The sequence below is a fragment of the Coralloluteibacterium thermophilum genome (assembly GCF_042654365.1).
Taxonomy (GTDB): domain Bacteria; phylum Pseudomonadota; class Gammaproteobacteria; order Xanthomonadales; family Xanthomonadaceae; genus Coralloluteibacterium; species Coralloluteibacterium thermophilum.
The window spans coordinates 354,789-379,209 of the sequence record NZ_JBHSGG010000002.1 but is presented as its reverse complement, the minus strand read 5'-3'; the positions used below and the strand labels follow the sequence as shown (position 1 = coordinate 379,209).

General features: G+C 73.9%; 24 protein-coding genes. 15 read left to right on the top strand and 9 right to left on the bottom strand.

The window, feature by feature from the left end; all coding sequences use genetic code 11:
• Positions 1 to 35 precede the first annotated feature (35 nt).
• The 5 genes from ACFO3Q_RS02145 to ACFO3Q_RS02125 all read left to right on the top strand — a co-directional run bounded on the left by ACFO3Q_RS02145 (position 36) and on the right by ACFO3Q_RS02125 (position 4,609).
• Complete coding sequence (locus ACFO3Q_RS02145) at positions 36 to 1,079, top strand: SDR family NAD(P)-dependent oxidoreductase (protein WP_377002951.1); 1,044 nt, start codon at positions 36 to 38, stop codon at positions 1,077 to 1,079.
• A gap of 160 nt (positions 1,080 to 1,239) precedes the next feature.
• Positions 1,240 to 2,409 (top strand): zinc-dependent alcohol dehydrogenase, encoded by a 1,170-nt coding sequence (locus ACFO3Q_RS02140; RefSeq protein ID WP_377002950.1) that lies wholly within the window; start codon positions 1,240 to 1,242, stop codon positions 2,407 to 2,409.
• A gap of 11 nt (positions 2,410 to 2,420) precedes the next feature.
• A complete protein-coding gene (locus ACFO3Q_RS02135) occupies positions 2,421 to 2,951 on the top strand; it encodes a hypothetical protein (RefSeq protein WP_377002949.1) in 531 nt (176 codons plus the stop codon).
• A gap of 112 nt (positions 2,952 to 3,063) precedes the next feature.
• On the top strand, positions 3,064 to 3,318 hold the full coding sequence (locus ACFO3Q_RS02130; protein WP_377002948.1) for a hypothetical protein: 255 nt from the start codon (positions 3,064 to 3,066) through the stop codon (positions 3,316 to 3,318).
• Between the two features lie 73 nt (positions 3,319 to 3,391).
• Positions 3,392 to 4,609 carry an RtcB family protein gene (locus ACFO3Q_RS02125; protein ID WP_377002947.1) on the top strand — a complete coding sequence of 406 codons (1,218 nt, stop codon included), beginning with the start codon at positions 3,392 to 3,394 and terminating at the stop codon, positions 4,607 to 4,609.
• Positions 4,610 to 4,726: 117 nt separating this feature from the next.
• On the opposite strand, the gene ACFO3Q_RS02120 is transcribed toward ACFO3Q_RS02125, so the two are convergent.
• The 3 genes from ACFO3Q_RS02120 to ACFO3Q_RS02110 are packed head-to-tail and all read right to left on the bottom strand — an operon-like array spanning position 4,727 to position 6,715.
• Entirely contained in the window at positions 4,727 to 5,581 is an 855-nt protein-coding gene (locus ACFO3Q_RS02120; RefSeq protein ID WP_377002946.1) for a DUF3618 domain-containing protein, read from the bottom strand.
• Positions 5,578 to 6,030: a phage holin family protein gene (locus tag ACFO3Q_RS02115; protein WP_377002945.1), complete on the bottom strand. Its 453-nt coding sequence runs from the start codon at positions 6,028 to 6,030 to the stop codon at positions 5,578 to 5,580. Before ACFO3Q_RS02115 ends, ACFO3Q_RS02120 begins: the two co-directional genes overlap by 4 nt.
• 4 nt (positions 6,031 to 6,034) lie before the next feature.
• Positions 6,035 to 6,715: a hypothetical protein gene (locus tag ACFO3Q_RS02110; RefSeq protein ID WP_377002944.1), complete on the bottom strand. Its 681-nt coding sequence runs from the start codon at positions 6,713 to 6,715 to the stop codon at positions 6,035 to 6,037.
• Between the two features lie 313 nt (positions 6,716 to 7,028).
• On the opposite strand from ACFO3Q_RS02110, the gene ACFO3Q_RS02105 reads away from it, so the two are divergent.
• Positions 7,029 to 7,247, top strand: coding sequence for a hypothetical protein (locus ACFO3Q_RS02105; protein WP_377002943.1), 219 nt, complete (start codon positions 7,029 to 7,031; stop codon positions 7,245 to 7,247).
• 21 nt (positions 7,248 to 7,268) lie between these two features.
• On the opposite strand, the gene ACFO3Q_RS02100 is transcribed toward ACFO3Q_RS02105, so the two are convergent.
• Positions 7,269 to 7,979, bottom strand: coding sequence for a hypothetical protein (locus tag ACFO3Q_RS02100; RefSeq protein WP_377002942.1), 711 nt, complete (start codon positions 7,977 to 7,979; stop codon positions 7,269 to 7,271).
• A 171-nt stretch (positions 7,980 to 8,150) separates the two neighbouring features.
• Between ACFO3Q_RS02100 and ACFO3Q_RS02095 the strand changes: the two genes are divergently transcribed.
• Positions 8,151 to 8,519, top strand: coding sequence for a response regulator (locus ACFO3Q_RS02095; protein ID WP_377002941.1), 369 nt, complete (start codon positions 8,151 to 8,153; stop codon positions 8,517 to 8,519).
• Between the two features lie 39 nt (positions 8,520 to 8,558).
• Positions 8,559 to 9,410 (top strand): chemotaxis protein CheX, encoded by an 852-nt coding sequence (locus ACFO3Q_RS02090; RefSeq protein WP_377002940.1) that lies wholly within the window; start codon positions 8,559 to 8,561, stop codon positions 9,408 to 9,410.
• Positions 9,411 to 9,453: 43 nt separating this feature from the next.
• Here ACFO3Q_RS02090 and ACFO3Q_RS02085 read toward each other — a convergent pair whose 3' ends face one another.
• Positions 9,454 to 9,894 carry a cytidine deaminase gene (locus tag ACFO3Q_RS02085; RefSeq protein WP_377002939.1) on the bottom strand — a complete coding sequence of 147 codons (441 nt, stop codon included), beginning with the start codon at positions 9,892 to 9,894 and terminating at the stop codon, positions 9,454 to 9,456.
• A 240-nt stretch (positions 9,895 to 10,134) separates the two neighbouring features.
• On the opposite strand from ACFO3Q_RS02085, the gene ACFO3Q_RS02080 reads away from it, so the two are divergent.
• The gene (locus tag ACFO3Q_RS02080; RefSeq protein ID WP_377002938.1) at positions 10,135 to 12,183 is read left to right on the top strand and encodes a M48 family metalloprotease; all 2,049 of its coding nucleotides are present in this window, start codon (positions 10,135 to 10,137) and stop codon (positions 12,181 to 12,183) included.
• A gap of 124 nt (positions 12,184 to 12,307) precedes the next feature.
• A complete protein-coding gene (locus tag ACFO3Q_RS02075) occupies positions 12,308 to 13,459 on the top strand; it encodes an aldo/keto reductase (RefSeq protein ID WP_377002937.1) in 1,152 nt (383 codons plus the stop codon).
• Here the strand turns inward: ACFO3Q_RS02075 and ACFO3Q_RS02070 are convergent.
• A complete protein-coding gene (locus ACFO3Q_RS02070; protein ID WP_377002936.1) occupies positions 13,425 to 14,438 on the bottom strand; it encodes a helix-turn-helix transcriptional regulator in 1,014 nt (337 codons plus the stop codon). The two genes, ACFO3Q_RS02075 and ACFO3Q_RS02070, sit on opposite strands and share 35 nt — an antisense overlap.
• Before the next feature lie 80 nt (positions 14,439 to 14,518).
• Between ACFO3Q_RS02070 and ACFO3Q_RS02065 the strand changes: the two genes are divergently transcribed.
• A complete protein-coding gene (locus ACFO3Q_RS02065) occupies positions 14,519 to 15,151 on the top strand; it encodes a glutathione S-transferase family protein (protein WP_377002935.1) in 633 nt (210 codons plus the stop codon).
• Between the two features lie 28 nt (positions 15,152 to 15,179).
• Here the strand turns inward: ACFO3Q_RS02065 and ACFO3Q_RS02060 are convergent, their stop codons facing one another.
• Entirely contained in the window at positions 15,180 to 16,097 is a 918-nt protein-coding gene (locus ACFO3Q_RS02060) for a DMT family transporter (RefSeq protein WP_377002934.1), read from the bottom strand.
• Positions 16,098 to 16,242: 145 nt separating this feature from the next.
• Entirely contained in the window at positions 16,243 to 17,652 is a 1,410-nt protein-coding gene (locus ACFO3Q_RS02055) for a sensor histidine kinase (protein WP_377002933.1), read from the bottom strand.
• A gap of 79 nt (positions 17,653 to 17,731) precedes the next feature.
• Between ACFO3Q_RS02055 and ACFO3Q_RS02050 the strand changes: the two genes are divergently transcribed.
• From ACFO3Q_RS02050 to ACFO3Q_RS02040, 3 genes are all read left to right on the top strand, one after another.
• Positions 17,732 to 19,612 carry a diguanylate cyclase gene (locus tag ACFO3Q_RS02050; RefSeq protein ID WP_377002932.1) on the top strand — a complete coding sequence of 627 codons (1,881 nt, stop codon included), beginning with the start codon at positions 17,732 to 17,734 and terminating at the stop codon, positions 19,610 to 19,612.
• Positions 19,613 to 19,691: 79 nt separating this feature from the next.
• Complete coding sequence (locus ACFO3Q_RS02045; protein WP_377002931.1) at positions 19,692 to 20,126, top strand: VOC family protein; 435 nt, start codon at positions 19,692 to 19,694, stop codon at positions 20,124 to 20,126.
• Positions 20,127 to 20,223: 97 nt separating this feature from the next.
• On the top strand, positions 20,224 to 21,102 hold the full coding sequence (locus ACFO3Q_RS02040) for an ABC transporter substrate-binding protein (protein ID WP_377002930.1): 879 nt from the start codon (positions 20,224 to 20,226) through the stop codon (positions 21,100 to 21,102).
• A 4-nt stretch (positions 21,103 to 21,106) separates the two neighbouring features.
• Here the strand turns inward: ACFO3Q_RS02040 and ACFO3Q_RS02035 are convergent, their stop codons facing one another.
• Positions 21,107 to 21,793: a TetR family transcriptional regulator gene (locus ACFO3Q_RS02035; protein WP_377002929.1), complete on the bottom strand. Its 687-nt coding sequence runs from the start codon at positions 21,791 to 21,793 to the stop codon at positions 21,107 to 21,109.
• Positions 21,794 to 23,301: 1,508 nt separating this feature from the next.
• Between ACFO3Q_RS02035 and ACFO3Q_RS02030 the strand changes: the two genes are divergently transcribed.
• Positions 23,302 to 24,399, top strand: a complete 1,098-nt coding sequence (locus ACFO3Q_RS02030; protein WP_377002927.1) for a ferredoxin reductase — start codon at positions 23,302 to 23,304, stop codon at positions 24,397 to 24,399.
• Positions 24,400 to 24,421 lie beyond the last annotated feature (22 nt).

The window sequence follows — 24,421 nt, the reverse complement described above, 5'->3', positions numbered from 1 at the left end:
CCTGCCGGCCCGGACGCGCCGCGCAGGAGACGACGATGGACAGTTCCGGCTGGCATCCCGCCGGCCGCGCGGGCCGGGTCCTGCGCGGCCTGCTGGCGCTGTGCGTCCTGTCGCTCGCGGCCTGCGCGACCCCGCGCAGCCTCGACGGGCGGGTGGTGGTCGTCACCGGCGCCTCCAGCGGCTTCGGCAAGGGCGTGGCCCTGCGCGCGGCCGAGGAGGGCGCCAGCGTGGTGCTGGCGGCACGACGGGAGGCCCTGCTCGACGCGCTCGAACGGGACATCGTCGCCCGCGGCGGCAGCGCGCTGGCGGTCCCGACCGACGTGGCCGACCCGGCCCAGGTGGAACGGCTCGCCGCCGCGGCGCTGGCGCGCTACGGGCGCATCGACGTGTGGATCAACAACGCCGGCGTCGGCGCGCTCGGCGCCTTCGACGCGGTGCCGCTGGCCGACCACCTGCGCGTGCTCGAGGTGAACCTCGACGGGGTCGTCGCCGGCAGCCACGTGGCCCTGCGCCAGTTCCGCCGGCAGGGCGCGGGCACGCTCATCAACGTGGCCTCGGTGGCGGGCCGGATCCCCTTCCCCTACTACGCGAGCTACGCCGCCTCCAAGCACGGCGTGCTCGGGCTCGGCCTCACCCTGCACCAGGAGCTGCGCCTGCAGGGCCTGCGCGACATCCGGGTCTCCACCATCCTGCCGTTCGCCGCGGACACGCCCTGGTTCGACCATGCCGCCAACTACAGCGGGCGGCGCCCGCGCATGGTGCTGATGGACCCGCCGGAGAAGGTGGTGGACGCGATCGTCGGTGCCATCCACCGCCCACGCAAGCAGATCTCCGTGGGCTACAAGGCCAGGCTCGGCGTGTTCGCGCACGCGGTCGCGCCGGGGCCGACGCAGCGTCTCGCCGCCAGCGTCGTCCATCGGGTGCAGATCGAGAACGCGCCGCCCGCCGAGGACGGCAGCGGCTCGCTGCACGTGCCCATGCAGGAGGGCACCGGCGTCGACGGTGGCGTGCGCGCGCGCATGCGCGAGGAGCGGCGCCGCGACGAGGCGCCGGCGCACCCTGATCGCGACGGGCGCTGAGCACGAAGAAGACACCGCGCCGACGTCCCGATCACCGTCGTCTCACCGCCGCCGCGGATAGTGGGCGTCCCCACGGTTCGCGCGCCACCCGCGGTTCTCCCCCCCGTCGCGGGCAAGGGCCTCCGGGCCCGGCGCGCCCTTCTTCCTCCGAGGCCCACGCATGAAGGCGCTCTGCTACCACGGCAAGCAGGACATCCGCTACGACACGGTGCCCGACCCGACCATCGAGGATCCGCGCGACGTCATCATCAAGGTGACCAGCTGCGCGATCTGCGGCTCGGACCTGCACCTGTACGACGGGTTCATGCCGGGCATGCAGAGCGGCGACATCATGGGCCACGAGTTCATGGGCGAGGTCGTGGAGGTCGGCCGCGAGAGCCGGCGGCTCAAGGTCGGCGACCGGGTGGTGGTGCCGTTCACCATCATCTGCGGCGAGTGCGACCAGTGCCGGCGCGGCAACTTCTCGGTGTGCGAGCGGACCAACCGCAACAAGGACGTCGCCGACAAGGTGTTCGGCCACACCACGGCCGGGCTGTACGGCTACACCCATCTCACCGGAGGCTACGCCGGCGGCCAGGCCGAGTACGTGCGGGTGGCGCACGCCGACGCCAGCGCGGTGAAGGTGCCGGACGGCATGAGCGACGAGCAGGCGCTCTTCCTCGGCGACATCTTCCCCACCGGCTGGCAGGCCGCCGCGCAGTGCGAGATCGAGCCGACCGATACCGTCGCGGTCTGGGGCGCCGGCCCCGTCGGGCAGTTCGCCGTCCGCTCCGCGGTGATGATGGGCGCCAGGCAGGTCGTCTGCATCGACAACGTGCCGGAGCGGCTGGCCATGGCCCGTGCCGGCGGCGCGATCACCATCGACTTCGACCAGGAGAGCGTGGTCGAGCGGCTCAACGCGCTCACCAACGGCAAGGGCCCGGAGAAGTGCATCGACGCCGTCGGCCTGGAGGCGCACGCCTCGCGCTCGATCGACAGCCTCTACGACCGGGTCAAGCAGGCGATGATGATGGAGACCGACCGGCCGCACGTGCTGCGCGAGATGATCTACGTCTGCCGCCCGGCCGGCATCCTCTCCATCCCCGGCGTCTACGGCGGCCTGCTCGACAAGATCCCCTTCGGCGCCGCGATGAACAAGGGGCTGACCTTCCGCATGGGCCAGACCCACGTAAACCGCTGGACCGACGACCTGCTGCGCCGCATCCAGGAGGGCGAGATCGATCCCTCGTTCGTGATCACGCACACCGTCGGCCTGGATGCCGGCCCCGAGATGTACAGGACCTTCCGCGACAAGCACGACAGCTGCATCAAGGTCGTGCTGAAGCCATGAGGACGCGACCGATGCCAGCCCTCTCCACCTTCAAGCCGAAGGCCCCCAACACCAAGGCGCTCGCGCATGGCCTCGGCTGGTTCAGCATCGGCCTGGGCGTGGCGGAGCTCGCCGCCGCCGGCTGGTTCGCGCGCACGCTCGGCATGCGCGGGCAGGAAGCGCTGATCCGCGCCTACGGCATCCGCGAGATCGCGACCGGCGTGGGCATCCTCGCCGCGCGCAATCCGCGCCGCTGGGTGCAGGCACGGGTGGCCGGCGATGCGCTCGACCTCGCCACCCTCGGCGTCCAGCTCGGCCGCGACAACGACAGGCGCGTCAACGTCGGCGTCGCGATGGCGGCGGTCGCGGGCGTCGCCGTGCTCGACCTCGCCTGCGCCGAGGCCCTGCAGACCGAGCAGCCGGATTCCTCCACGCCGCGACGCGACTACAGCGACCGCAGCGGCTTCGGCCGGCCCGTCGACGCGATGCGCGGCGTCGCCGCCTCGCCCGCCACCGGGGACGGTCCGCGGCCGCGCGAGGGACAGGGCGCGTCGCGGGAATGAGCGGCGCTGCGCGCAGGCGTGCGCGGCCTGATGTCGCCCGCAGTGCGTCGCGCGGCTAGAATCGTCGGTCGCCGCGCCGGGCCCGGATCGCGCGGAAGGAAGGGGACGATCCATGGGCACGCGCAGCCCCGACGAACTGGTGATCAGCGAGCGCTACCGCGGCCACATCATCGAGGCCCACATCGGGCGGCGTCCCGAGGCCGGCGGATGGGAGCTGCTGCGCACCGTGGTCCTCGACGGCGACATGCGCGTGCTCGCCGGCGAGCACGCCCCGCAGGTCCATCCCAGCCTCGGTTCGGCCGTGGACGCCGCCTTCTCGCTCGGCCGCGGCCGCATCGACCGCTGCGTCGGCGCGGCCGTGGGCTGACGCCCGCCGTGCCGGTCCGCGGCGCACCCTGCCGCGTGCCGGCACACCCGCCCGTCGCGCACCGGACCCCGCCATGACCGCCCAGTACGACATCCTGCACGCCGAGGGCGCCACCACGCCGATCAAGGGCTGGGTGCGTGGCGTCCCGCTGGAGCCGCAGGCCCACCAGCAGCTGCGCAACATCGCCGAGCTGCCCTTCGTGGGCCCGTGGGTGGCGGTGATGCCCGACGTGCACCTGGGCAAGGGTGCGACCGTGGGTTCGGTGATCCCCACCCGCGGCGCGATCGTCCCCGCGGCCGTCGGCGTGGACATCGGCTGCGGGATGGCCGCGGTCCGCACCACGCTGCGCGCCGACGACCTGCCCGACGACCTCGCGCCGCTGCGCAGCGCCATCGAGCGCGCCGTCCCGGTGGGCAACGGCAGGGGCGGCGAGCATCGCAAGGTGCCGGACGCGCACGGGACACGGCTGGCGCAGTCCGGGCTGGTCGAGCGACTGGCGCGCCTCCGCGCGCGGCACCCGAAGCTCGACGCCGGCAGGCTCGACCGCCAGCTCGGCACGCTCGGCGGCGGCAACCACTTCATCGAGGTCTGCCTCGACGAGAGCGACGCGGTGTGGGTGATGCTGCACTCCGGTTCGCGCGGCACCGGCAACCGCATCGGCACCTACTTCATCGAGCGCGCACGCTGGGAACTGGAGCGGCGCGTGCTCGGCTTCCACCTGCCGGACAAGGACCTCGCCTTCTTCCTGGAGGGCGAGCCGCTGTTCGACGACTACGTCGACGCGGTGGGCTGGGCGCAGGACTACGCGCGGCAGAACCGCGAGGCGATGATGGCGCGGACGATGCAGGCGCTGCGCCAGCGCCTGCCGCCCTTCCAGCTGACCTCGATGGCGGTGAACTGCCACCACAACTACGTCGAGCGCGAGACCCACCACGGCGAGTCGCTGCTGGTGACGCGCAAGGGCGCGGTGAGCGCGCGCAGCGGCGAGCTCGGCATCATCCCGGGCAGCATGGGCACGCGCAGCTACATCGTGCGCGGGCTCGGCAACCCGGAGAGCTTCCACAGTTGCAGCCACGGTGCGGGGCGGGTCATGAGCCGGACCGCGGCGCGCGCCAGCATCAGCCTGGAGGAGCACCGCCGTGCGGTCGCCCACGTCGAATGCCGCACCGACGCGGCGGTCATCGACGAATCGCCGGCGGCCTACAAGCCGATCGAGGCGGTGATGGCGGCGCAGTCCGACCTGGTCGAGATCGTCCACACCCTGCGGCAGGTGGTCTGCGTCAAGGGGTGAGGGCTCCCGGGCGGGGCTCGGGGCGCGGGGGCCAGCACAGGATGTGAAGCGGGACACGACGGCCGCGCTCGTCGCTCGTGTCCCGCTCCCCGCCATGCACGCCTTCCCGGCGCGCCGCTACAGCGCGGTCGGGCCGGCGCTGGGGGTGTTCGGGCCGAGGGGGCCCGGACCGCGTGGCGTGGGCATCCCGGTGGATGCACCGGCGGTGCCGCGCTGGGCCGCCCGGTCGTGGTCGTCGTCGTGGTCGCGGCCGTCGCCGTCGTGGGACGCCAGACCGTCGGTCGCTTCCCGCGCCTTGTCCATGGCGTTCGAGGCCGCGGCCTGCGCGCCGGCCTTCATGCGGTCGGCGGCGCGGTCGCTGTAGGGCCCGAGCAGTTCGTCCTCCGCCTCGGTCGGCGGCAGCAGGGCGCCGAGGAGGGCGCCGGCAGCGATCGCCATGGCGCCGACCGCCATCGGGTTGTCCTCGAGCATGCCGCGGACCCCGTCGCTGGCGCGGCGGACGCCGCTGCGGACGCCCTCGGCGACGTCGTGCGCGGTGTCCTCGACGCGGTGGCGGGCGTCGTGCAGGCGATGAGCGATGTCGTCGCGGGCGTCGTGCGCCCGTTCGCGCAGGTGTGCGGCGGTGGATGCCGCATCCCCGGTCCCATGGCCACTGCGGCTGCCCGCGCCGGCGGCATGGGCCCAGTCGGTGGCCGGCGCGGCCCGGCGGTCGTTGCCCGCGTAGAGCCAGAGCAGGCCCGCGGCCGTGAGCAGGGTCGGGACCGGGTTGGCACGCACGGTCGCGCCGAGGTTGCCGGCGAACTCCTTGCCGCCGCCCTTGCCGTAGGCGAGCACGCGCTCGAAGAGCTGGCCGGGGGAAAGCCTGTTCTCCAGCGCGCCGACCAGCTCGGCGATGTGGTCGCGCTGCCGGTCGATCTCGCGTTCGAGTTCGGCCGGGTCCTTGGAGGATCGGTCCTGGGCGTGCGCGTTCATGGCGTCCTCCTGGCGATGGCGTCCCTGTCCTTGTGCAGCGCGTCGAGCGTGCGCTCCGGCCGGAAGGACTCCGGCTCGAACTTCTTCTTCCCCGCCTGGACCATGAGCAGGCCCACCACCAGCGCGGCGGCGCCGACGATCAGCGCGGCCAGCCAGGGGGCGACGACGGTGCTCAGGCCGTAGACCGCCGCGAGCAGCAGGATGAGGAAGCCGCCGAGGGCGATCACGCCGCCGGTCGCCACCGCGGCGACGCCGGCGCGCGTCGCGCGCAGGCTCTCGCGCATCTCGGCCTTGGCGAGCGCAAGTTCGTTGGTCATCAGCGCCGGCACCTCGTGGGCGAGCTGGCGCAGCAGGCTGCCGATGGAGCGGTCCTCCATGCGGGCCTCGGCGGATCCCGCAGGCATGCCCTCGTAGGGGCCGCTGCGATGGACGTTCGGCTGTGCGCTCATCGGATCATCCTCCGTTGACGGTGGTGCCGGCGCCCCCGGACAGGCCGTCCTGCGGATTGCCGGGGCGCATCGGCTGGGCGCCGGTGAAGCCGGCATCGCGGGTCGCGGCGGACGGGGCGCGCGGCGTGGGGATCGGCCCGCCGGTCTCGTGGCGGCGGGTCGGCGGGTGGGGTTCCGAGGTCCCGGCGACCGGCCCCGGCCGGTCCATGCCGGTGCGGACGGGCCGTCCCGCGTCGCTGCGGGCGGCGCGGTGGCCGTGGCCGGACGCCGAGGCGCGGGCGAAGCGCGACAGGCCGAAGCCCACGGCGAGCCCGCCGGCGACGAACAGGGCGGGGTTCTCGCGCGCGAGCCGCGAAACCTGCCTCAGCAGGTCGTCGCCGCTGCGCTCGCGCAGCGTGTTCGACAGGTCGGTCATCTTCTCGGCGAGCCCGGTCACGTAGTGCGAGAGGCCGCCGACGTCGTCGTCCTCCAGCTCGGCGGCGGCCGCGCGGACGCTCTCGGCCACCTTGTCGATGTTGTCGGCGGCGGCCTGCTGCACGTTCTCCACCTGGGCGCGGCCCTCCGCCTTCATGCTGTCGGCGAGGTCCTCGGTCTTGCGGCCGAGATCGCCGGTGCCGTCATGGCCCTGCGGGCCGGCGCCGCCCGATCCCGCGGCGCCGGACGGTCGATCGTTGGGGGGTGTCATCAGCGGTACTCCGGTTCGATGCGGGCGAAACGAGGGGATGCCCGCAGCCGGCGGGCGTTCTCCGATGGTCCGCCCGCCGCAGTGACCGGGCCGTAAAAGGAAGGTGCCTAAAATCCTTTTCGAATCATTCGTTTATCGCACGATCTCCACATCCCTGAGCAGGGCGTTCGGCGCGGGTGAAGGCCCGGCGGCGACGGTGCGCGCGCGCGCATGCGGCGCCGCGCGGGGAGCAGCAGAAGGCCGCCATGACGCGCCGCGCCGCGACGGGCATACTCGGGAACAGGGGTCCATGCGAAGGTCCATGGAGGGCCGCATGTCCTGTCGAATCGAGGACGTCTACCACGCCACGCTGCTCGCGGTCGATGCGGGCCAGTCGATTCCGCCACTGCTGCGCGAGGTCCTGCTGCGACCGCCCGCCCTCGCCCGCGATGCGCTCGGTCCGCGCCTGGTGCTCACCGAACGCGGGCGGCGCGCGCTGGACCACATGGCCAGCTACATGGCGCGCCGCGACGCGCCGCCGCCGGACGGATGAGCCGCCGGCCGCGTCGCCCTCTCACTCGAGAACCACCAGCAGCGCGCCATAGCCCGCGGCGCCGGCCACGAAGGCGCCGAAGCTGCTCCTGCGTTCCTCGGGCAGCTCCTCCTTCATGACGTTGAGCACCAGCCCGCCCGCGAGGAAGGCGAACAGGCCGTCGACCACCGCGCGCGGCACCTCGAGGAGCCAGCCGACCAGCCAGCCCGCGAGCACCGCCGAAGCGAGGATCCAGCGCGCGATGCGGTCGTAGGCCTCGGCATGTTCGAGGCGCATGCCGTAGTCCATCGAGAGGAAGTGCAGCCCCATGGCGCCGCCGTACAGGAGCAGGGAGGCGAGGCCGGGCGCGTCGCGGTCCAGCAGCAGGCAGCCGATCACCAGGCTGTAGAAGGCGAAGCTGCCGACGTGCACCCAGAACACGCGGTCGATGCCGCGCCGGGTGCCGCCCGCGCGTTCCGCGGCCAGGCGTACGTGGCGCTCGATGCCGTAGTAGCCCACCAGGCCGGCCAGGGCGATCAGGAAGTAGAGCTTCTCCGAGTCCATGCCCTCGCGCGCGTGGGCGGCGGCCATGTAGGGCAGCACGTGCACGAAGATGTAGGCCGCCGACGCCCCGCCGGCGGCGGAGAGCCAGCGGCTGCGCCGCCGGTCCTCCACGGTGCGCATCGTGCCGGCGCCCACGTGCACGGCGGCCAGCGCCACGGCGATCAGGAAGGTCGGCAGGACCGGCGACACGGACCTCTCCGGGGGCAGGGGGCGGCACAGCATCGGGGGAGGGCGGTGAGCCGGGCGTGGCCGCGCGCTGCCCCTAAAGTTCGCCGCGCCGCTGCCGATAGCGACCGCAGCACGACCCGCCCGCGGCGGGTCGCTCCCTTTCCGACGCTCCGCGAACGAGGACCCGGCACGATGACTTCCCCTCCCACCGTCCTGCTGTGCGACGACTCCCGCGCCCTGCGCATGCTCGCCTCGCGCCAGCTCGTCGAGGCCGGCTTCCAGGTGGTGGCGGAGGCCGGGAACGGCATCCAGGCGGTCGAGCAGTACCGCGCGCGGCGGCCCGACCTGGTGCTGATGGATCTGGTCATGCCCGAGTGCGACGGCAAGCTGGCCCTCGGCCGCATCCTCGCGCTCGACCCGTCCGCGCGCGTGGTCGTGCTCTCCTCGCTGGGTGCGGAGGCCGACATCCAGGAGTGCCTGCGCCTGGGCGCGAAGTCCTACCTGCAGAAGCCGATCGACCCCGAGGTCATGGCGCGCGTGCTGCACGATGCGCTCGCCTGAGCGCGATCCCCCCACCGCAACCGGCGCAAGGCAACCCCAATGGCAGTCAAGTTCTTCGGCCAGTTCCTGCTGGAAAAGGGCGTCATCACGCCGTCCCAGCTCCTGGTCGCACTCCAGGCCCAGCAGACCTCGAATCCCGTGCTCGGCGAGCTCGCGCAGCAGCGCGGCCTGCTGACCGCCGCGCAGGCCGAGCGCATCAATGCGCGCCAGCGCGCCGAGGACCGCCGCTTCGGCGACCTCGCGCAGGAAATGGGCCTGCTCGACGCCGCCCAGGTGGACGAGCTGGTCGCCGCGCAGAAGGCGCAGCGCCGGCTGTTCGGCGAGATCCTGCTGGAGCAGGGCTTCCTCGACCGCGCGCAGCTGGATGCGGAACTCGCCGCGCACGCGCGCGAGCGCGAGGACGCGGCGCGCGCGCTGGAAGTCGGCGTGGCGGGCCACGCGGCGGGCGACCTCGCCGACAGCGCGATGCGCACCTGCGCGCGCCTGTTCCCGCGCATCCTCGGCGGCCAGTGCCAGGCCGCCGGCCTGGTCGGGGCCGGTGCGCTGCCGCCCTGCGACGTCACCGCGCACGTGCGCATCGAGGCCGCGGCGCGCCCGCTGACGATCGGCCTGGCCTGCGAACGCGCGACCATGGGGCGGATCGGCTGCGCCTTCCTCTCCATCCCGCCGGAGGAGTGCGACGCCGAGCTCGCGCTCGATGCCCTGGGCGAGCTGGTCAACGTGATCATGGGCTACGTGGTCCGCGACGTGCTGCCCGACGACGCGGCCTATCGCGCCTCGCCGCCGGACACCGGCGTGCCCGCGGCCGAGCTGGTGGCGGACCCGGAGCGGGCGCTGGCGATCGCCATGACCTCGCAGCTCGGCGACTTCGTGCTGGTGGTCGCGGGCTGAGCCCCGGCAGCACGTCCCGGCGCGCGGACGCGCGGGCGTCCGCTCAGCCGCCTGCGCCCGCGCGCAGCGGCGACGCCGGGGCGAGGTTCTCGGGCCCGAAGGCGTCGGGCAGCAGGGTCTGCATGTCGTGGCGGCGCAGGACGCGGCCGCCGTCGTCCACCGTCATGATCGGCGTGTCCGGCGATGCGAACTCGCGGATGCGCTGCCGGCAGTCGCCGCAGGGCGTGCAGGGCACGCCGCCGGGCCCGAGCACGTAGACCGCGCGGATCCCGCGGACGCCCGCCGCCATCATCGCGGCGATGGCCCCGGCCTCCGCGCAGATGCCCTTGTAGTGGGCCACCTCCACGTTGCAGCCGGCATGTCGGCTGCCGTCGTCGCCGATCACCACCGCCCCGACCGGATGCCCCGAGTAGGGCGCGTAGGCGCGCCCGCGCGCCGCCAGCAATGCGCGCCGCACGTCCGCGGGCGCCGTCGTCTCGCTCATGTCGCCGTTCCAGCCCGCCCGGCTCGCCGGGCATGGCGGCCATCATGACCCAGTCGGGGCTCCGGTACGAATTGCGCGCCGGCCCCTTTCGCCGCCGCGCATCGACGCGGATACTCGGCGCACCGCGGACAGGGGAGTGGGCGGATGGGGAAGGGCAAGGATGGCGGCCAGTCGTCAAGCGGGCTCGTGACCGCATTGCCGGCGGGGGCCGTGGGGCGGTTGCCGGTGCGCCCGGTGTACATGGCCAGCCTCTGGGCCGTCGCCGTGCTCTGCCTGCTGATGCCGGTGGCCTACTTCGCGTCGATCGGCGCCATCGGCTGGCTCGAGTTCGCCTACTACAGCCGCTGGGCGCCGGCGCCCGGCACGATCCGCGGCATCGGGCTGCTGATGGCCTGGATCATTCCCGGCTTCGTTGGCCTCGTCCTCGTCCTGTTCCTGCTGAAGCCGCTGTTCGCACCGCGACCGCGACCGCCCCGGGCGGTGGAGCTCGATCCGGTGGCGGAGCCGGAGCTGTTCGAGGCGGTGCGCGCCCTGTGCGCGGCCATCGGCGTACAGGCGCCGGTCGCCATCGAGATCAGCCACGAGCCCAACGCCTGGGTCCGCTTCGACGACGGCCTCGGTGCCTTCCTCGCGGGACGCAAGCGCCTCGCCATTGGGCTTCCGCTGGTTGCCGGCATGGATGTGCGGCAGTTCGTGGGTGTGCTCGCGCACGAGTTCGGGCACTTCGCCCAGGGCGGCGGGATGCGCAGCGCCAGCCTGGTCCACCGCGTGAACCGCTGGCTGGAATCCCGCGCCTACGAGCCCGACGCCTGGGACGAGCGCCTCGCGCGATGGGGGGAGAACAGCCCGCTGTTGCCGGTCAGCGTCGCCATCCTGGTGGCGCAGGCCTGCCTGTGGCTGACCCGCGGCCTGCTGCGACTGCTGTTCCACGCCAGCCTGTGGATCAGCGGGCGCCTCTCGCAGGAGATGGAGTTCGACGCGGACCGCTACGAGGCCAGTGTGTCCGGCAGCGCCGTGTTCCGCGAGAGCGCGCTGCGCCTGCGTGGGCTGGCGCGGGCCTGCGACGAGGTCGCCGACGCCAACCACCGCGCGTGGCGGGAAGGGCGGCTCGTCGCGGACCTGCCGGCTGCCGCCATCGCGCGCATGAGCCAATGGGGGCCGGAGGTGTGGGACGAGCTTGCGCTCGGCCTGCGCAACGACGAGGTGACGCGCTACTGGGCGTCCCATCCCGCCGACCAGGCGCGCATCGCGAACGCCGAGGCACTGGCCGCGCCCGGGTTGGTCCACGACGTGCGCCCCGCGCACGTGCTGTTCCGCGACCTGCCCGCGCTGTCGCGGCGGGTCACCGAGCACTTCTACTCTGAGCTCGGACTCGAAGTGGACCGGCGCAACCTGATCGAGGTGGATGCGCTGCTGGGGCTGAACCGCATCGATCCGGGTCTGGAGCTGAGCTGGCGACGCTGGAGCAACGGCATGCTTGGCGACGTGCCGCTCATGTCGCCGCGCGTGGCCGCGCTCGCGCCCTATGCGGGACTCGGATGGCAGGACTGCGTGGACGAGCTGCGGCGCATGGCGCCGGAGGCTGGCGGCCTCTGGCAGCGCCTCGCTCGGCGCCGCGCGGAGCGGCGGGACGCGACCCTGTGGATCGCGCTGATCGATCTCGACGTCGATTTCGTGCTGCCCGACGGCCGTGCGCCCGATCCGGTGGAGCTGCGCACGGTGCACGCCGCCGGCGCCGCCACCGATACGCCGGACGCGCGGCTCGCCACGCGCATCCTCGCCCTCTTCGCGCGCCGCCTGCAGCACGCGACCGCCGCCGCGGGCCCGGCGCAGGCGATGCGGCTCAGGGCCGGTCTCGACCTGCTGCAGGCGCTGCGCGACGCGTCGCCCGCGGTTCTGGACGGGCAGGACGAGCGCGAGGCCCTGCTGCGCTTGCAGTGCGGCATCCCGGCGGAGAACCACGCGCTGCGCGCCGCGGCGCAGGAGCGCGCGGACGCACGCCTGGCACGGGACCTGGCCCTTCTGGAGCGCCTGGACGCGATCGTCCTGGACGGCGGCCAGCACCTCGGCAAGCGGCTGCGAAGCCGTTTCGGACATCTGTCCGCGGCGGCCGGCAACGTCTGGGGCCAACTCGAGGCGATGCTGCCGCTGGAGGACGTCTTCCTCCAGGTCTACCGCACGGAGCTGGCGGCACTCGGTGCGCTCGCGCTTGACGTCGAGACCGCTCAAGGCATCCGCCCGATCCGCCTCGTCGAGTTCGACCGCGCCCCGGCGGCCGTGCCGGCGTGAGGCGTCGCGGCCGGGCCCGCGAGGCACGGTCTGAGCGACCGCCGGTTCACCCGGCGCAGAGGCCGCCGCGGGCATCCTCGTCGCGCTGCGTCGCCGCAGCGTCCGCCGCCGACAGGAGTCCGCCATGACGACACGCCGCCGCTTCCTCGCCGCCGCCGCCGCGGGCGGTGCCGCCCTTGCCGCCGCGCCGCTGCTCGCGTCCGCTCAGACCCAGGTGGGTGACGTGATGCGCACGCAGGGCCGCACGGGCGCGCGCCCGCTGCCGACCAATGCGGGGCGCGACTTCCGGCGCTTCGTGCCGGTCACCCGCATCGGCCAGGGCGGCGCGCCCGCCGGCAACAACTGGCGCGCCAACACCGACGCCGAGATCCGCGACATGCTGCAGGCGGCCTGGGACGGCGGCATGCGTACCTTCGACACCTCGCCCTGGTACGGCCTGGGGCTGAGCGAGCGCCGCTTCGGGCAGTTCCTGCACGACAAGCCGCGCGACGAGTACGTGCTCGCGACCAAGGTCGGGCGGCTGCTCACCGCGACGACCGAACCGCCGGAGACGAACTGGAAGGACGCCTCGCCCTTCGACTACCGCTACGACTACTCGGCCGCCGGCGTGCGCCGCAGCGTCGAGGACAGCCTGCAGCGGCTGGGCATCTCGCGCATCGACATCGTGCTGGTGCACGACCTCTCGCCCGACAACCGCGACATGGGCGAGCGCTGGACCGAGCACTTCGCGGAAGCCGAGCGCGGCGCGTTCCCGGAACTCACCCGCATGCGCGAGGAGGGCCTGATCAGGGCCTGGGGCATGGGCGTCAACACGCCGGAGCCCGCGCTGCGCTGCACCGAGGTGGCCGATCCGGACATCCACCTGCTGGCCTGCCAGTACGCCCTGCTCGACCACGAGCGCGCCCTGCGCGAGACCTTCCCCGCGCTGCAGGAGCGCGGCGTCTCGGTCCTGCTCGGCTCGCCGCTGCTGGCGGGCTTCCTCGCCGGGCGCGACCGCTACCTCTATGGCGCCCAGCCGGTGCCGCCGGACGCGGAGGAGAAGCGCGCCCGCGCCGAAGCCGTGGTCGCCCGCCACGGCGTGGACCTGCGCACGGTGTCGCTGCAGTTCGCCGCGGCGCCGGACGTGGTCTCGGCCATCGTGCCCGGCGCGCGCAACGCGGCGCAGGCCGCGGCCAACGCCGAGAGCATGCGCGTGGCCATTCCGGACGCGGTCTGGGAGGAGCTGCGTGCCGAGGGCATGATCAGCGCGGACGCGCCGGTGCCGCGCGCGGCCTGAGCCTGCCGGCGGCGCGGGCCGGCGGCGCGTCCGCCAGCAGCGCCTGCAGGCGGTCCGCCGCGGCGCGCAGGGCGTCCAGGTGCTGGTGGCCCTCGACCAGCTCGGCCTCGCGCCCGATGAAGGCGATCTGGGCGAGCAGGGCATCCGGCGTCTCCGCGCCCACCCGCAGCAGGCAGTGGGCCTCGTCCTCGGGCTCCAGCACCCCGCACCAGGCGGGGATCTCCGCGGCCAGGCGCTCGGCGCGCCCGCGCAGGCGCAGGGTGGCGCGGCAGGGAAAGGGGGCGTAGGCGATGCCTTCCTCGATGCGCGCGGCGACCTCCGCGGTGGGCTCGCTGCAGGGCGGGCAGCATTCGCCGGTCTCGGCCAGGCCGTCGATGCGGTCCACCCGGAAGGTGCGCCAGTCGTCGCGGTTTCGGTCTCTGGCGACGAGGTACCAGCGCCGTCCGTAGTTCGCCAGCCGCAGCGGTTCCGCGATGCGGGCGCTTCCGGTCCCGTCGTGGCTGCGGTAGCCGAAACGCACCACGCGCCGGTCGCGGCAGGCCGTGGCCAGCGCCGTCAGCACGCCGCTGTCGACGAGCGCCTCGCCCATCCGCACCGAGAGCGTCACGCCGTGCAGCGCGCTCGCGCGGCGGCGCAGCCGGGTCGGCAGCATCTGGTCGAGCTTGGCGAGCAGCCGCAGCGCGGTGTCCTCCATGCCGCCGATGGTTGCGGTGGCCGCGCGCAGGGCCATGGCGAGCGCCACCGCCTCCTCGTCGTCGAGGGCCAGCGGCGGCAGGTCGGCGCCGCGACCGAGCGCGTAGCCGCCACCGACGCCGGCCGAGGCCTGCACCGGATAGCCGAGTTCGCGCAGTCGCTCGATGTCGCGCCGGAGCGTGCGCGGGTCGATGCCGAGCCGGTCCGCGAGCGCGCGCCCCGGCCAGTGGCGCCGGGACTGCAGCAGGCTGACGAGGCGGAGCAGGCGGGCCGAGGTGGAGAGCATCGGTGCACGCTATCGAGGACGGGAACCGTCCGCAATGCGGCGTAGCCTGCGCGCAGTCCCCACCCAGCCGGAGCCGCCCAATGGCCGCGAACGACATCGTCCTCTACCACCACCCCTGGTCCCGCTCCGCGGGCGTGCGCATCCTGCTCGAGGCGCTGGGCGTCGCCTACCGCATCGAACACGTCGACATCCAGGCCGGGCAGCAGCGCGATCCCGCCTTCCTCGCCGTCAATCCGATGGGCAAGCTGCCGGCCCTGGTGCACGACGGCGCCGTCGTCACCGAGCAGGTCGCGATCTTCATCCACCTCGCCGACGCCTTCCCCGCGGCCGCGCTCGCGCCGGCCATCGGCGACCCGCTGCGCGGGCCCTACCTGCGCTGGATGGCGTTCTACGGCGCCGCCTTCGAGCCGGCGGTGGTGGACCGCGCCAAGCAGCGCCCGCCGCTGGACCGTTCGACCTCGCCCTACGGCGACTACGAGAGCATGATCGCCACCCTGGCCGCGCAGCTCGGCCGCGGCGACTACATCCTCGGCGACCGCCTCACCGCCGCCGACATCCTCTGGGGGACCGGCCTGCGCTGGACCACCGGCTTCGGCCTGGTCGAGGCGACGCCGGTCCTGCGCGCCTACATCGACCGCGTCACCGCGCATCCCGCCTTCGCGCGCGCGGCGGAGCTGGACGCCCCGCTGGTGCCCGCGACCGCGGAGGAGTGAGTGGAGAGACGTACCGCGTCGCGGCGCGTCACGAACCGTGCTCGCCGGCCGACGTGGCGGCCGGCGCGGTGGCGGACACGGCGCGCTCGCGGCGGAGCAGGTACAGCCCGCTGGCGACGATGATCGCCGCCCCGACCCAGGTCATCGCGTCGGGCAGCACCTGCCAGACGGTCAGGTCGAGCAGGACGACCCAGAGCAGGCCGCTGTACTCCAGCGGCGCGATCTGCGAGGCCTCGCCCAGGCGGAAGGCGTGGGTCAGGGCGACCTGCCCGAGCGCGCCGGCGACGCCGACCACGGCCACCACGGCGAGATCGGCCCGCTGCAGCGGCTGCCAGCCCGGCAGCGCCAGCGCGCCCGCGCCCACCGCCAGCAGCGCGAGGAACCAGAACACCATGGCCTCCGTGCTGTCGCGCTGGGCGAGCAGGCGCACGGTGATCGCGGCCAGCGAGTAGCAGAAGGCGGCGCCGACCAGGACCAGGCCGGCGAGGGTCGCCACGCCTTCGCCCGTGGGCCGCAGCACCACCAGTACGCCCACCAGTCCGACGACGATGGCGGTCCAGCGCCGCGGCCCGACCCGCTCGCGCAGCAGCGGCACGGCGAGCGCGGTGACCATCAGCGGTGCGACGAACACGATCGCGTAGGCCGTCGTCATCGGCATCCGCGCCAGGCCGTAGACGAAGCCGGCCATCATGGCGATCCCCAGCGCGCCGCGGGCCAGGTGCAGGCGCCAGTGCACCCGCAGCAGGCTGCGCGCGCGGCCGCGCAGCAGCACCCAGGCGAACACCAGCGGCAAGGCGGTGGCGCCCCGCAGCGCCGCGATCTGCAACGGCGGGTAGTCCGCCGCCAGCCACTTCATGCCGCCGTCCATCAGCGCGAACAGGAAGACCGCCAGCAGCATCCACAGGCCGGCCTGGGTTGCGGCGGTGGACGGGGCGCGGTCGGACATGGCGAGGGCGGGCCTGGGGCGACGGGCGCGCAGCCTAGCAGCCGCGCACGGCGGAGACGACGACGCCCGCCCGCGCGGGCATGCCCTGGCGCATGAGCGGCCAGGCGCAGGCATTGCCGGACGCCGCATGCCGCTGGCGGTTGGATCACGCGGGTGCGGCGACCGTGGGCAGCTCGATCAGGAAGGTGCTGCCCCCGGGCGAGGTGCGCTCGAGCAGGAGGTCGCCGCCGTGCTCGCGGATCAGATCGGCGGCGACGGACAGGCCCAGCCCCACGCCCAGACCCTTCGGGCGCGTGGTGAAGAAGGGCTCGAAGATGCGGGGGCGCACGTCCTCGGGCACGCCGTGGCCGGTGTCGGTGAAGCGCAGCCTGAGGCGCTCGCCGCCGTCCACGCAGGCGGAGAGCACGAAGCGCCCGCCGTCGGCCATCGCCTGGTTCGCGTTGGCCGCGAGGTTCAGGACGATCAGCTCGAACTGCGAACGGTCGAAGCGCACGGGGGCGGGCCCGGGATCGAGTTCCAGCGCGAGCTTCACGGACGGGGCGAAGAGCTGTCGCAGCATGGGCTGCATCTCGCGCAGCGCCTGGATCGCGTCGAAGACCTCGACCTGCGCCTGCTCCTGGCGGCTGAAGCTCAACAGCTTCCGGCTGGTCGCGCTCGCGCGCCGCGTGGCGGAGACGACGCCGTCCAGGGCGCGAGTGGCGTCGTCCAGGTGCGCCGCGCGCTGGCCCCGCTGCGCATAGCCGAGGATCAGGGACAGCAGGTGGTTGAAATCGTGGGCGATGCCGCTGGCCAGGCGCCCCACCGCCTCCATCTTCTGCGCGTGCACGAGCCGGGCCTGCGAGCGCTCCTTCTCCGCGATCTCCCGTTCGAGGCGGTCGCGGCTTCGCGCCAGTTCGTTGCTGCGCCGGACCGCGATGTGCAGGCTGCTCCGGAGCACCGTCACCGCGCGGTCGAGCACGATGCCGATGACGAGGAAGGCGAACACGCAGCCCAGCACGCTCTCGATCGCCATGCGGACGGCGTCGCGGTCGAAGTAGTGGCGGCTGACGTCCTGCCAGGCGCCGGCCAGGACGATCGCGACCAGCCAGGCGATCGCGGCCCACAGCGCATGGCGCCGGAGCAGCAGTCCGCACACCAGCACCGGGATCAGCTGGCTGGCCTGGTAGCGGAGCTGCATCTGCAGGCCCCAGCGCAGATAGGCGACGCTGAGCAGGACCAGGGTGCCGGCGACGAACAGGTGGCTCGCGAGCCGCGTCCTGCCGCCCACCAGCACCGCCAGGCAGATCCAGACGAATGCCGTGTTGACCAGCGCGAGCGCGATCCCGAACGGCTCCATCGACGGTCCCGTCGGCGCGAGCAGCCCGTAGGCCAGCGTCAGCGGCTGGGCGAGGCCGCTCAGGATCAGGACGACCTTCAGCATCGGCGCGTGACGCGCCTCCAGCACGTCGGCCGGCGCCTCCGCGCGGAATGGCCGCGGCGCCTTCGTCGACGCGCGCCGCGGTCCGGAGGCGGAGGCCGCCTGGCCGGTCTCCGGGGCCGTGGGGTGCGGGTTCATGGGGTGGATGCGAAGACAGCATGAAGGCGTGCGGCCGCAAGGGTATCCTGCGCGCCGAGCGGTCGCCCCGGGGGATTCGATGAAGCGTCTGTGTTCCGTCTTCGCCGCGATGGCGATGGCAATGGCATCGGTGGCGCATGCGCAGACGATTCCGGCGCTCACGCCCGAGGAGGCCGAGCTGGGGCGCTGCTTCAACGGCCTGCGTGCCGACCCGGCCGGCAGCGAGGGCATCGCGCGCCGCCTGCTCGCGCGAGAGGGGCTGTCGCCGCGCGTGGAGATCCGCGCCACGATCTGCCTCGCCCTCGCGCAGCAGGTGCAGGGCAAGCGCGACGGCGTGGCGGAGGCGGTCGACGCCGCCGAGGCGATACTGGCCTCGGACCGTCTGCCGGAGGACGAGCGGACCCCGGCCTTGCTGAGCGTCGGCCCCCTCCTGCAGTACATCGGGCGGAGCGAGGCATCGCTGGCGAGGATGAACGAGGCGCACGACCTGGCCGTGCGCCGCGACGACGTGCGTGGGCAGATCGGCGCGCTGCTGGCGATCGGCCACCTTCACGCCATGGAGCTCGGGGACCTGGAGCGGGCGCTTTCGTACTTCCGCAGGGTGCTCGACCGCACCCATCCGCAGACCCGCGAGCACGTCGACGCCCGCTACGCCCACGCCTACACGCTGCTGCGGGTGGAGCGCCACGACGAGGCGCGCCCGGAACTCGAGCGGCTGCTGTCCCAGGCATCCCTGCATCCGGATCGGGGCCTGGTGCCGCGGGTGCGCAGCCACCTGGCCGAGATCCAGCGCGTGCAGGGCGACGTGGACGGCGCGCGCGCGGTGTTCGAGGAGGTGGCGGCCGAGCAGCAGCGTCTCGCCGACGCGGCGGGCGAGGGCGTGACCCGCCTGCGCCTGGCGCGCCTGCACCTCGACGCAGGCGCGCTCGCGCCCGCGCGGGAACAGGCCGAGCGCGCCCTGGCGTTGGTGGACGGCGGCGGTTTCGAGACCGAGCTGATGGACGCGCTGGTGCTGCTGTCCACCATCCACGAGGCCGCGGGCGATCCAGCCGCGGCCCTTCCGCTCCTGCGCCGGGAGCGCGAACTCGCCGCCGCGCGGATGGCGCGCCGGAACCAGGGCCCGCTGGCGACGCTGGACGCACGCGCGGAGGCCGCGGCCGCACGGCCCGGCGAGGCCGGGCGCGCGACGCCGGCGGGCGCCGCGCCCCCTCGCGGCATGGTGTGGGCAGCGCTGATCGCCGCGATCCTGCTCGGTGCGGGGCTCGCTGCCTACCAGCGCAGGGTGAACCGCCGCCTGCTGCGCCTCAGCACGATCGATCCGCTCACCGGGCTGCCGAACCGCCGCGAGATGCTTCGTCGCATCGCCGCGCTGCCGGCGCAGGAGGGCGCAGCGCGGGCCACGCTGTTCCTCGTGGACGTGGACCACTTCAAGGCGATCAACACCCGGTACGGGCATGCGGAGGGCGACGCGGTGCTGGCCGCGGTCGCCGGCTGGCTTGCCGACGCCTGCGACGCCGACGACATGGTCGCGCGCTGGGGCGGCGAGGAGTTCCTGATCGTGCGGCCGGCGGCCACGCCCGAGGGCGCGGCTCGCTTCGCCGAACACCTGCGTGCCGGCGTGCGCGACGGCAGCGTGCCCTTGCCCGACGGGCGTCGCGTGTCGGCGACCGTGTCCGTCGGGGCCGCGCCGGTGCCGTTCTTCCCTGAGGCCGAGGCGTCCACCTGGCAGACGAGCGTCCGCATTGCGGACGCCGCCCTGCGCGCCGTGAAGCGCAGCGGCCGTGACGGCTGGGCACTCGTGTGGGGGCAGGCCGGCGCACGCGGAGCGACGGCCATGCTCGTCGAGCAGGACCCGGCGCATGCCGTGGAGCAGGACTGGGTCCGCGTCCTGTCCAGCAGGACCCTGCAGTGGCCGGTGCGCGGCGCGCGCGAGGAGGCCGCGGCGCCGGCGCTGGAATAGGCGCCGCGGGTGCCGGGCGGGCCGTGCATCCGCGCGCTGGCCTGCGGCACACTCGCGGGCCCGTCCGCCGGTCCACGCCATGCCACGCCTGACGCCCTTCCATCTCGCCATTCCCGTCCACGACGTGGCCGCGGCACGCGCCTTCTACGGCGGCGTCCTGGGCTGCCCGGAAGGGCGCAGCGCCGAGCGCTGGGTCGACTTCGACCTGTTCGGCCACCAGCTGGTCTGCCACCAGGTCGACGGCGCGGCGGTGCGGCCGCCGGTCGCCGGCGACAACCCGGTCGATGGCCACGACGTGCCGGTGCCGCACTTCGGCGTGGTGCTGGAGATGCGCGACTGGCAGGCGCTGGCGGAGCGCCTGCGCGCGGCCGGTACCCGCTTCGTGATCGAGCCGCACATCCGCTTCCAGGGCCAGCCTGGCGAGCAGGCCACGCTGTTCTTCCTCGACCCCTCCGGCAACGCGCTCGAGTTCAAGGCCTTCGCCGACATCGAGGGGCAGCTCTTCGCGAAGTAGGAGCGCCTCGCACACCCCGAGGGGCGGCCCCGCACTCCGCCCAGGACGAGGCGGGACGCTCTAGACTGCGCGGTCTTCCGCAGTGGACCGTCCGCGCATGATGAAGATCGACCTCGCCCTCGAGTGGTTCCTCAATCCCGACCACCTGCCGCTGATCGCCGGCATCGAACTCGGCTGGTTCCGCGATGCGGGCCTCGATCTCGAGCTCGTGGCGCCGGACGACCACTACGACGGGCTGGCCGCGACCGTCGAGGGCGCGGTGGCCTTCTCCTGCAACGAGCCGCTGCACATGGTGGACGCGGACCGGCCCGGGCTGCGCGCGCTGGGCTGCTTCTTCGAGACCGAGGGCGGCATCCTGCTGGACCGCGGCGCGGGCAGGCGCCTGCTCGACGGCGGCGAGGTCCGCCTGGCCTCGCCCGTGGCCGGCGGGGTGACCGACGCCATCGCCGTCGAGATCCTCGACCGCTGGTGCCGCCAGCAGGGCGCCGACTTCCGCCCCGGGCAGGTGCGGATCGAGAGCGCCGGCTTCGCCCACCTCGACAACATGCGCGCGGGTTACGACGGCGCCTGGCTGTGCTTCGCCAACTTCGAGGGCGTCGAGGCGCGGCTGGCGGGGCTCGACGCGCACTTCGTGGCCACCGGCGAGGTCGGGCTGGCCAACTTCTCGGCGCTGGAGCTGTTCACCGGCGCGCGCTTCCTCGCCGAGCACCCGGACGTGGTCGCACGGGTGTGCGAGCTGGTGGGCCGCGGCGCCGCCCTCTGCCGCGACGATCCCGCGCAGGCCGCGCGCCTGTGGTATGCCCACACCGGCGAGGCACCGAGCCCGCTGATGGACGCCATCGTCGCCGACACCTGCCCGCGGCTGGTCGCGCCGATGGTGCGCGACGCCGCGCGCTGGCGCCCGATGTGGGCGCAGTTCGACCGCATGGGGCTGGCGCGGGTGGACGCGGCGGGCTACGAGGCGCTGTACGCCTGAGCGCTCAGACGGGCGTGCGCTCGCGCCAGGCGCGCGCGCCGAGCAGGATCACCCGCAGCTGGCGCACGAAGTTGTCCACCAGCTCGGCCTCCGCCTTGGGCTGGCCCGGCGGCAGGTCGAGGATGTCGATGGCCGCGTTGAGCATGGTGGTCACCACCAGGCCGCAGACCATCTGCAGCGCCGGCATCGACAGGTGCGCGAACAGGCCCAGCCGGCGCATGTCCTGCGCCATCTCGTTGGCGAAGTGGCCTTCCTCGGTGCGGATGGCGTTGCGGATCGCGCGCGATCCGCCGCTGCGCTCGCCCGCGATGAAGGCGAACTGCTGCCGGTTGGCGTGCAGGAAGCGGTGGTAGATCAGCACCGAGCCGCGCAGCATGTCGAGCGGCGGGATGCCGTCGCGGCGCGCCTCGCGCAGCAGGCGGCGCAGGGTCACGCCGCCCTGCTCGACGAGAGCGAGGCCCAGGTCCTCCATGTCGCGGAAGTGCCGGTAGAAGGCCGCGGGCACCACGCCGGCCTCGCGCGCCACCTCGCGCAGACTGAGGCTCGAGAACGCGCGCCCGTCCTCCATCAGCCGCAGCGCCGCGCCCAGCAGGTGGGCACGGGTGAGCTGCTTGCGCTCGTCGCGCGTGGGCGGAGCGTCCGCGGCATCGCGCGCGGCGGCGCGGGTGCGCGTGGTGGAAGAAGGAGCCATCGGAAGTGCCGCGTCGGGTGCGCGCCAGTATAGGGGCGGCGTCGGGACGAGGAGGGGGGCGGTGGAGTCTGAGTAGTGAGTGGGAGGAGTGAGGAACGAGGGCGGGGCAGCCGCACCCTTCGCGTCCCTCGCTCCTCATGTCGCGCCCCTCTCGCCGACGAGCGGCTCCTTCCCCCGCCTGCGGAAGGCCGGGATTGGCGGTGAGCGCGCGCGGCGCGCTGCTTGAGGGGCGGGGAAGGAAGCGGGAAACGAGCAGTCGCACCACGCGTTTCTCGCTCCTCATCTGTCGTTTCTGGCAGCAGAAGCGCCCCCTCCCCAACCCTCCCCCGCTGTCCGCGGGGGAGGGGGCTGGTCGGCCGAGAAGTGAGTGCGGAGGAGTGAGAAACGAGGGCGGGGCAGCCGCACCCTTCGCGTCCCTCGTTCCTCATGTCGCGCTCCTCGCCGACGAGCGGCTCCTTCCCCCGCCTGCGGAAGGCCGGGATTGGCGGTGAGCGCGCGCAGCGCGCTGCTTGAGGGGCGGGGGAAGGAGGCGGGAAACGTGCAGTCGCACGACGCGTTCCTCGCTCCCCATCGCTCACTTCTCGCAGCAGAAGCGCCCCCTCCCCAACCCTCCCCCGCTGTCCGCGGGGGAGGGGGCTGGTCGGCCGAGAAGTGAGTGCGGAGGAGTGAGGAACGAGGGCGTGGCGGCCGCGTCTTCTCGCTCCTCATGTCGCGCTCCTCGCCGACGAGCGGCTCCTTCCCCCGCCTGCGGGGGAAGGCCGGGATGGGGGTGAGCGCGCGCAGCGCGCTGCTTGAGGGGCAGGGGAAGGAAGCGGGAAACGAGCGGTCGCACCACGCGTTTCTCGCTCCTCATCTGTCGTTTCTGGCAGCAGAAGCGCCCCCTCCCAGCCCTCCCCCGCTCTTCGCGGGGGAGGGGGCTGGTCGGCCGAGAAGTGAGTGGGGAGGAGTGAGGAACGAGGGCGGGGCAGCCGCACCCTTCGCGTCCCTCGCTCCTCATGTCGCGCTCCTCGCCGACGAGCGGCTCCTTCCCCCGCCTGCGGGGGAAGGCCGGGATGGGGGTGAAGCGCGCGCGGCGGGCTGCTTGAGAAGCAGGAAGGACGCGGAAACGAGCAGTCGCACCACGCGTTTCTCGCTCCTCATCTGTCGTTTCTGGCAGCAGAAGCGCCCCCTCCCCAACCCTCCCCCGCTGTCCGCGGTGAAGCTGAGAAGTGAGTGTGGAGGAGTGAGAAACGAGGGCGTGGCGGCCGCGTCTTCTCGCTCCTCATGTCGCGCTCCTCGCCGATGAGCGGCTCCTTCCCCCGCCTGCGGGGGAAGGCCGGGATGGGGGTGAGCGCGCGCGGCGCGCTGCTTGAGGGGCAGGGGAAGGAAGCAGGAAACGAGCAGTCACACCACTCGTTCCTCACTCCTCACTCCTCACTCCTCACGTCTCGCTTCTCGCCCCTCCGGCCGGGTTTGACACCCCGCCTCCGGATCAGTGAACATGTGTTCACTCAATATCGGGGCCAGCCGTGAGCGCCGTCCTTCAAACCCGGAGCCCCGGTCGCCTGCGGCGGCTCGCCCGCAGCCCGCTGCTGCGGCCCTTCAACGATCCGGTCGCCATCGAGGGCGCGCTGCAGTGGCTCAATCCGCTGTGGTCCCTGGGCCAGGTCCGTGCGCGGGTGCTGGAGGTGGTCGAGGAGACGCCGGACGTGCGGACCTTCGTGCTGGCGCCGAACCGCCACTGGCGCGGCGCCGAGGCGGGGCAGCACGTGCTGGTCGGGATGGAGGTCGATGGTCGGCGCTGCCAGCGTGCCTTCAGCCTCTCTGCGCCGGCGGCGCGCGGCGGCCCGCTGCGCCTGACGGTGAAGCGCCAGCCCGACGCCGGGGTCACCGCGTGGATGCAGGCGCACCTGCGCCCCGGCGCCGTGGTCGCGCTGAGCCAGGCCCAGGGCGGCTTCGTGCTTCCGGCGGCGGCGCCCCCGCGCCTGCTGATGATCGGCGCGGGCAGCGGCATCACGCCGCTGCGCGCCATGCTGCTGGCCCTGCGCGCGCGCGGCTACGACGGCGACGTGGTGCTGTTGCAGGCCTGCCGCGACGAGGCCGACGCCATCTTCGGCGCCGAGCTCGACGCGCTCGCGGCGCAGTGGCCGGCGCTGACCCTGCTGCGCCACCGGAGCGCGGACGCCGGCCGCCTGGACGCCGCGGCGCTGGCCGCCCGGGTGCCGGATTTCGCCGCGCGTACAACCTTCCTCTGCGGACCGGCGGCCATGATGGCCTGGGTGGAGGCGTCGTACGCGGAGGCCGGCGCGCAGGCGCTGCTGCACCGCGAGCGCTTCGGCCTGCCGCCGCGTCCGCGCGCCGCCGACGACGCCGAGATGCAGGTGCGCTGCACCGCCTCGGAACGGCTGTTCACCAGTGCGGGCGACACACCCCTGCTCCTGGCCGCGGAGGCGGGCGGACTGCAGCCGCGCCATGGCTGCCGGATCGGCATCTGCATGAGCTGCCAGTGCCGCAAGCGCAGCGGCACGGTCGAGAACCTGCTGACCGGCCGGGTCTCCTCGGCGCCCGACGAACTCATCCAGTTGTGCATCAGCGCCGCGCGCTCGGACCTCGAACTCGAGCTCTGACCCGCATCCCGTCCCACTCCGA

Bases quoted from the DNA above. Each gene is read 5' to 3' on its own strand.
- ACFO3Q_RS02145 (WP_377002951.1), top strand. From the start codon at position 36: ATGGACAGTTCCGGCTGGCATCCCGCCGGCCGCGCGGGCCGGGTCCTG.
- ACFO3Q_RS02140 (WP_377002950.1), top strand. From the start codon at position 1,240: ATGAAGGCGCTCTGCTACCACGGCAAGCAGGACATCCGCTACGACACG.
- ACFO3Q_RS02135 (WP_377002949.1), top strand. From the start codon at position 2,421: ATGCCAGCCCTCTCCACCTTCAAGCCGAAGGCCCCCAACACCAAGGCG.
- ACFO3Q_RS02130 (WP_377002948.1), top strand. From the start codon at position 3,064: ATGGGCACGCGCAGCCCCGACGAACTGGTGATCAGCGAGCGCTACCGC.
- ACFO3Q_RS02125 (WP_377002947.1), top strand. From the start codon at position 3,392: ATGACCGCCCAGTACGACATCCTGCACGCCGAGGGCGCCACCACGCCG.
- ACFO3Q_RS02120 (WP_377002946.1), bottom strand. From the start codon at position 5,581: ATGAACGCGCACGCCCAGGACCGATCCTCCAAGGACCCGGCCGAACTC.
- ACFO3Q_RS02115 (WP_377002945.1), bottom strand. From the start codon at position 6,030: ATGAGCGCACAGCCGAACGTCCATCGCAGCGGCCCCTACGAGGGCATG.
- ACFO3Q_RS02110 (WP_377002944.1), bottom strand. From the start codon at position 6,715: ATGACACCCCCCAACGATCGACCGTCCGGCGCCGCGGGATCGGGCGGC.
- ACFO3Q_RS02105 (WP_377002943.1), top strand. From the start codon at position 7,029: ATGTCCTGTCGAATCGAGGACGTCTACCACGCCACGCTGCTCGCGGTC.
- ACFO3Q_RS02095 (WP_377002941.1), top strand. From the start codon at position 8,151: ATGACTTCCCCTCCCACCGTCCTGCTGTGCGACGACTCCCGCGCCCTG.
- ACFO3Q_RS02090 (WP_377002940.1), top strand. From the start codon at position 8,559: ATGGCAGTCAAGTTCTTCGGCCAGTTCCTGCTGGAAAAGGGCGTCATC.
- ACFO3Q_RS02085 (WP_377002939.1), bottom strand. From the start codon at position 9,894: ATGAGCGAGACGACGGCGCCCGCGGACGTGCGGCGCGCATTGCTGGCG.
- ACFO3Q_RS02080 (WP_377002938.1), top strand. From the start codon at position 10,135: ATGGCCAGCCTCTGGGCCGTCGCCGTGCTCTGCCTGCTGATGCCGGTG.
- ACFO3Q_RS02075 (WP_377002937.1), top strand. From the start codon at position 12,308: ATGACGACACGCCGCCGCTTCCTCGCCGCCGCCGCCGCGGGCGGTGCC.
- ACFO3Q_RS02070 (WP_377002936.1), bottom strand. From the start codon at position 14,438: ATGCTCTCCACCTCGGCCCGCCTGCTCCGCCTCGTCAGCCTGCTGCAG.
- ACFO3Q_RS02065 (WP_377002935.1), top strand. From the start codon at position 14,519: ATGGCCGCGAACGACATCGTCCTCTACCACCACCCCTGGTCCCGCTCC.
- ACFO3Q_RS02060 (WP_377002934.1), bottom strand. From the start codon at position 16,097: ATGTCCGACCGCGCCCCGTCCACCGCCGCAACCCAGGCCGGCCTGTGG.
- ACFO3Q_RS02055 (WP_377002933.1), bottom strand. From the start codon at position 17,652: ATGAACCCGCACCCCACGGCCCCGGAGACCGGCCAGGCGGCCTCCGCC.
- ACFO3Q_RS02050 (WP_377002932.1), top strand. From the start codon at position 17,732: ATGAAGCGTCTGTGTTCCGTCTTCGCCGCGATGGCGATGGCAATGGCA.
- ACFO3Q_RS02045 (WP_377002931.1), top strand. From the start codon at position 19,692: ATGCCACGCCTGACGCCCTTCCATCTCGCCATTCCCGTCCACGACGTG.
- ACFO3Q_RS02040 (WP_377002930.1), top strand. From the start codon at position 20,224: ATGATGAAGATCGACCTCGCCCTCGAGTGGTTCCTCAATCCCGACCAC.
- ACFO3Q_RS02035 (WP_377002929.1), bottom strand. From the start codon at position 21,793: ATGGCTCCTTCTTCCACCACGCGCACCCGCGCCGCCGCGCGCGATGCC.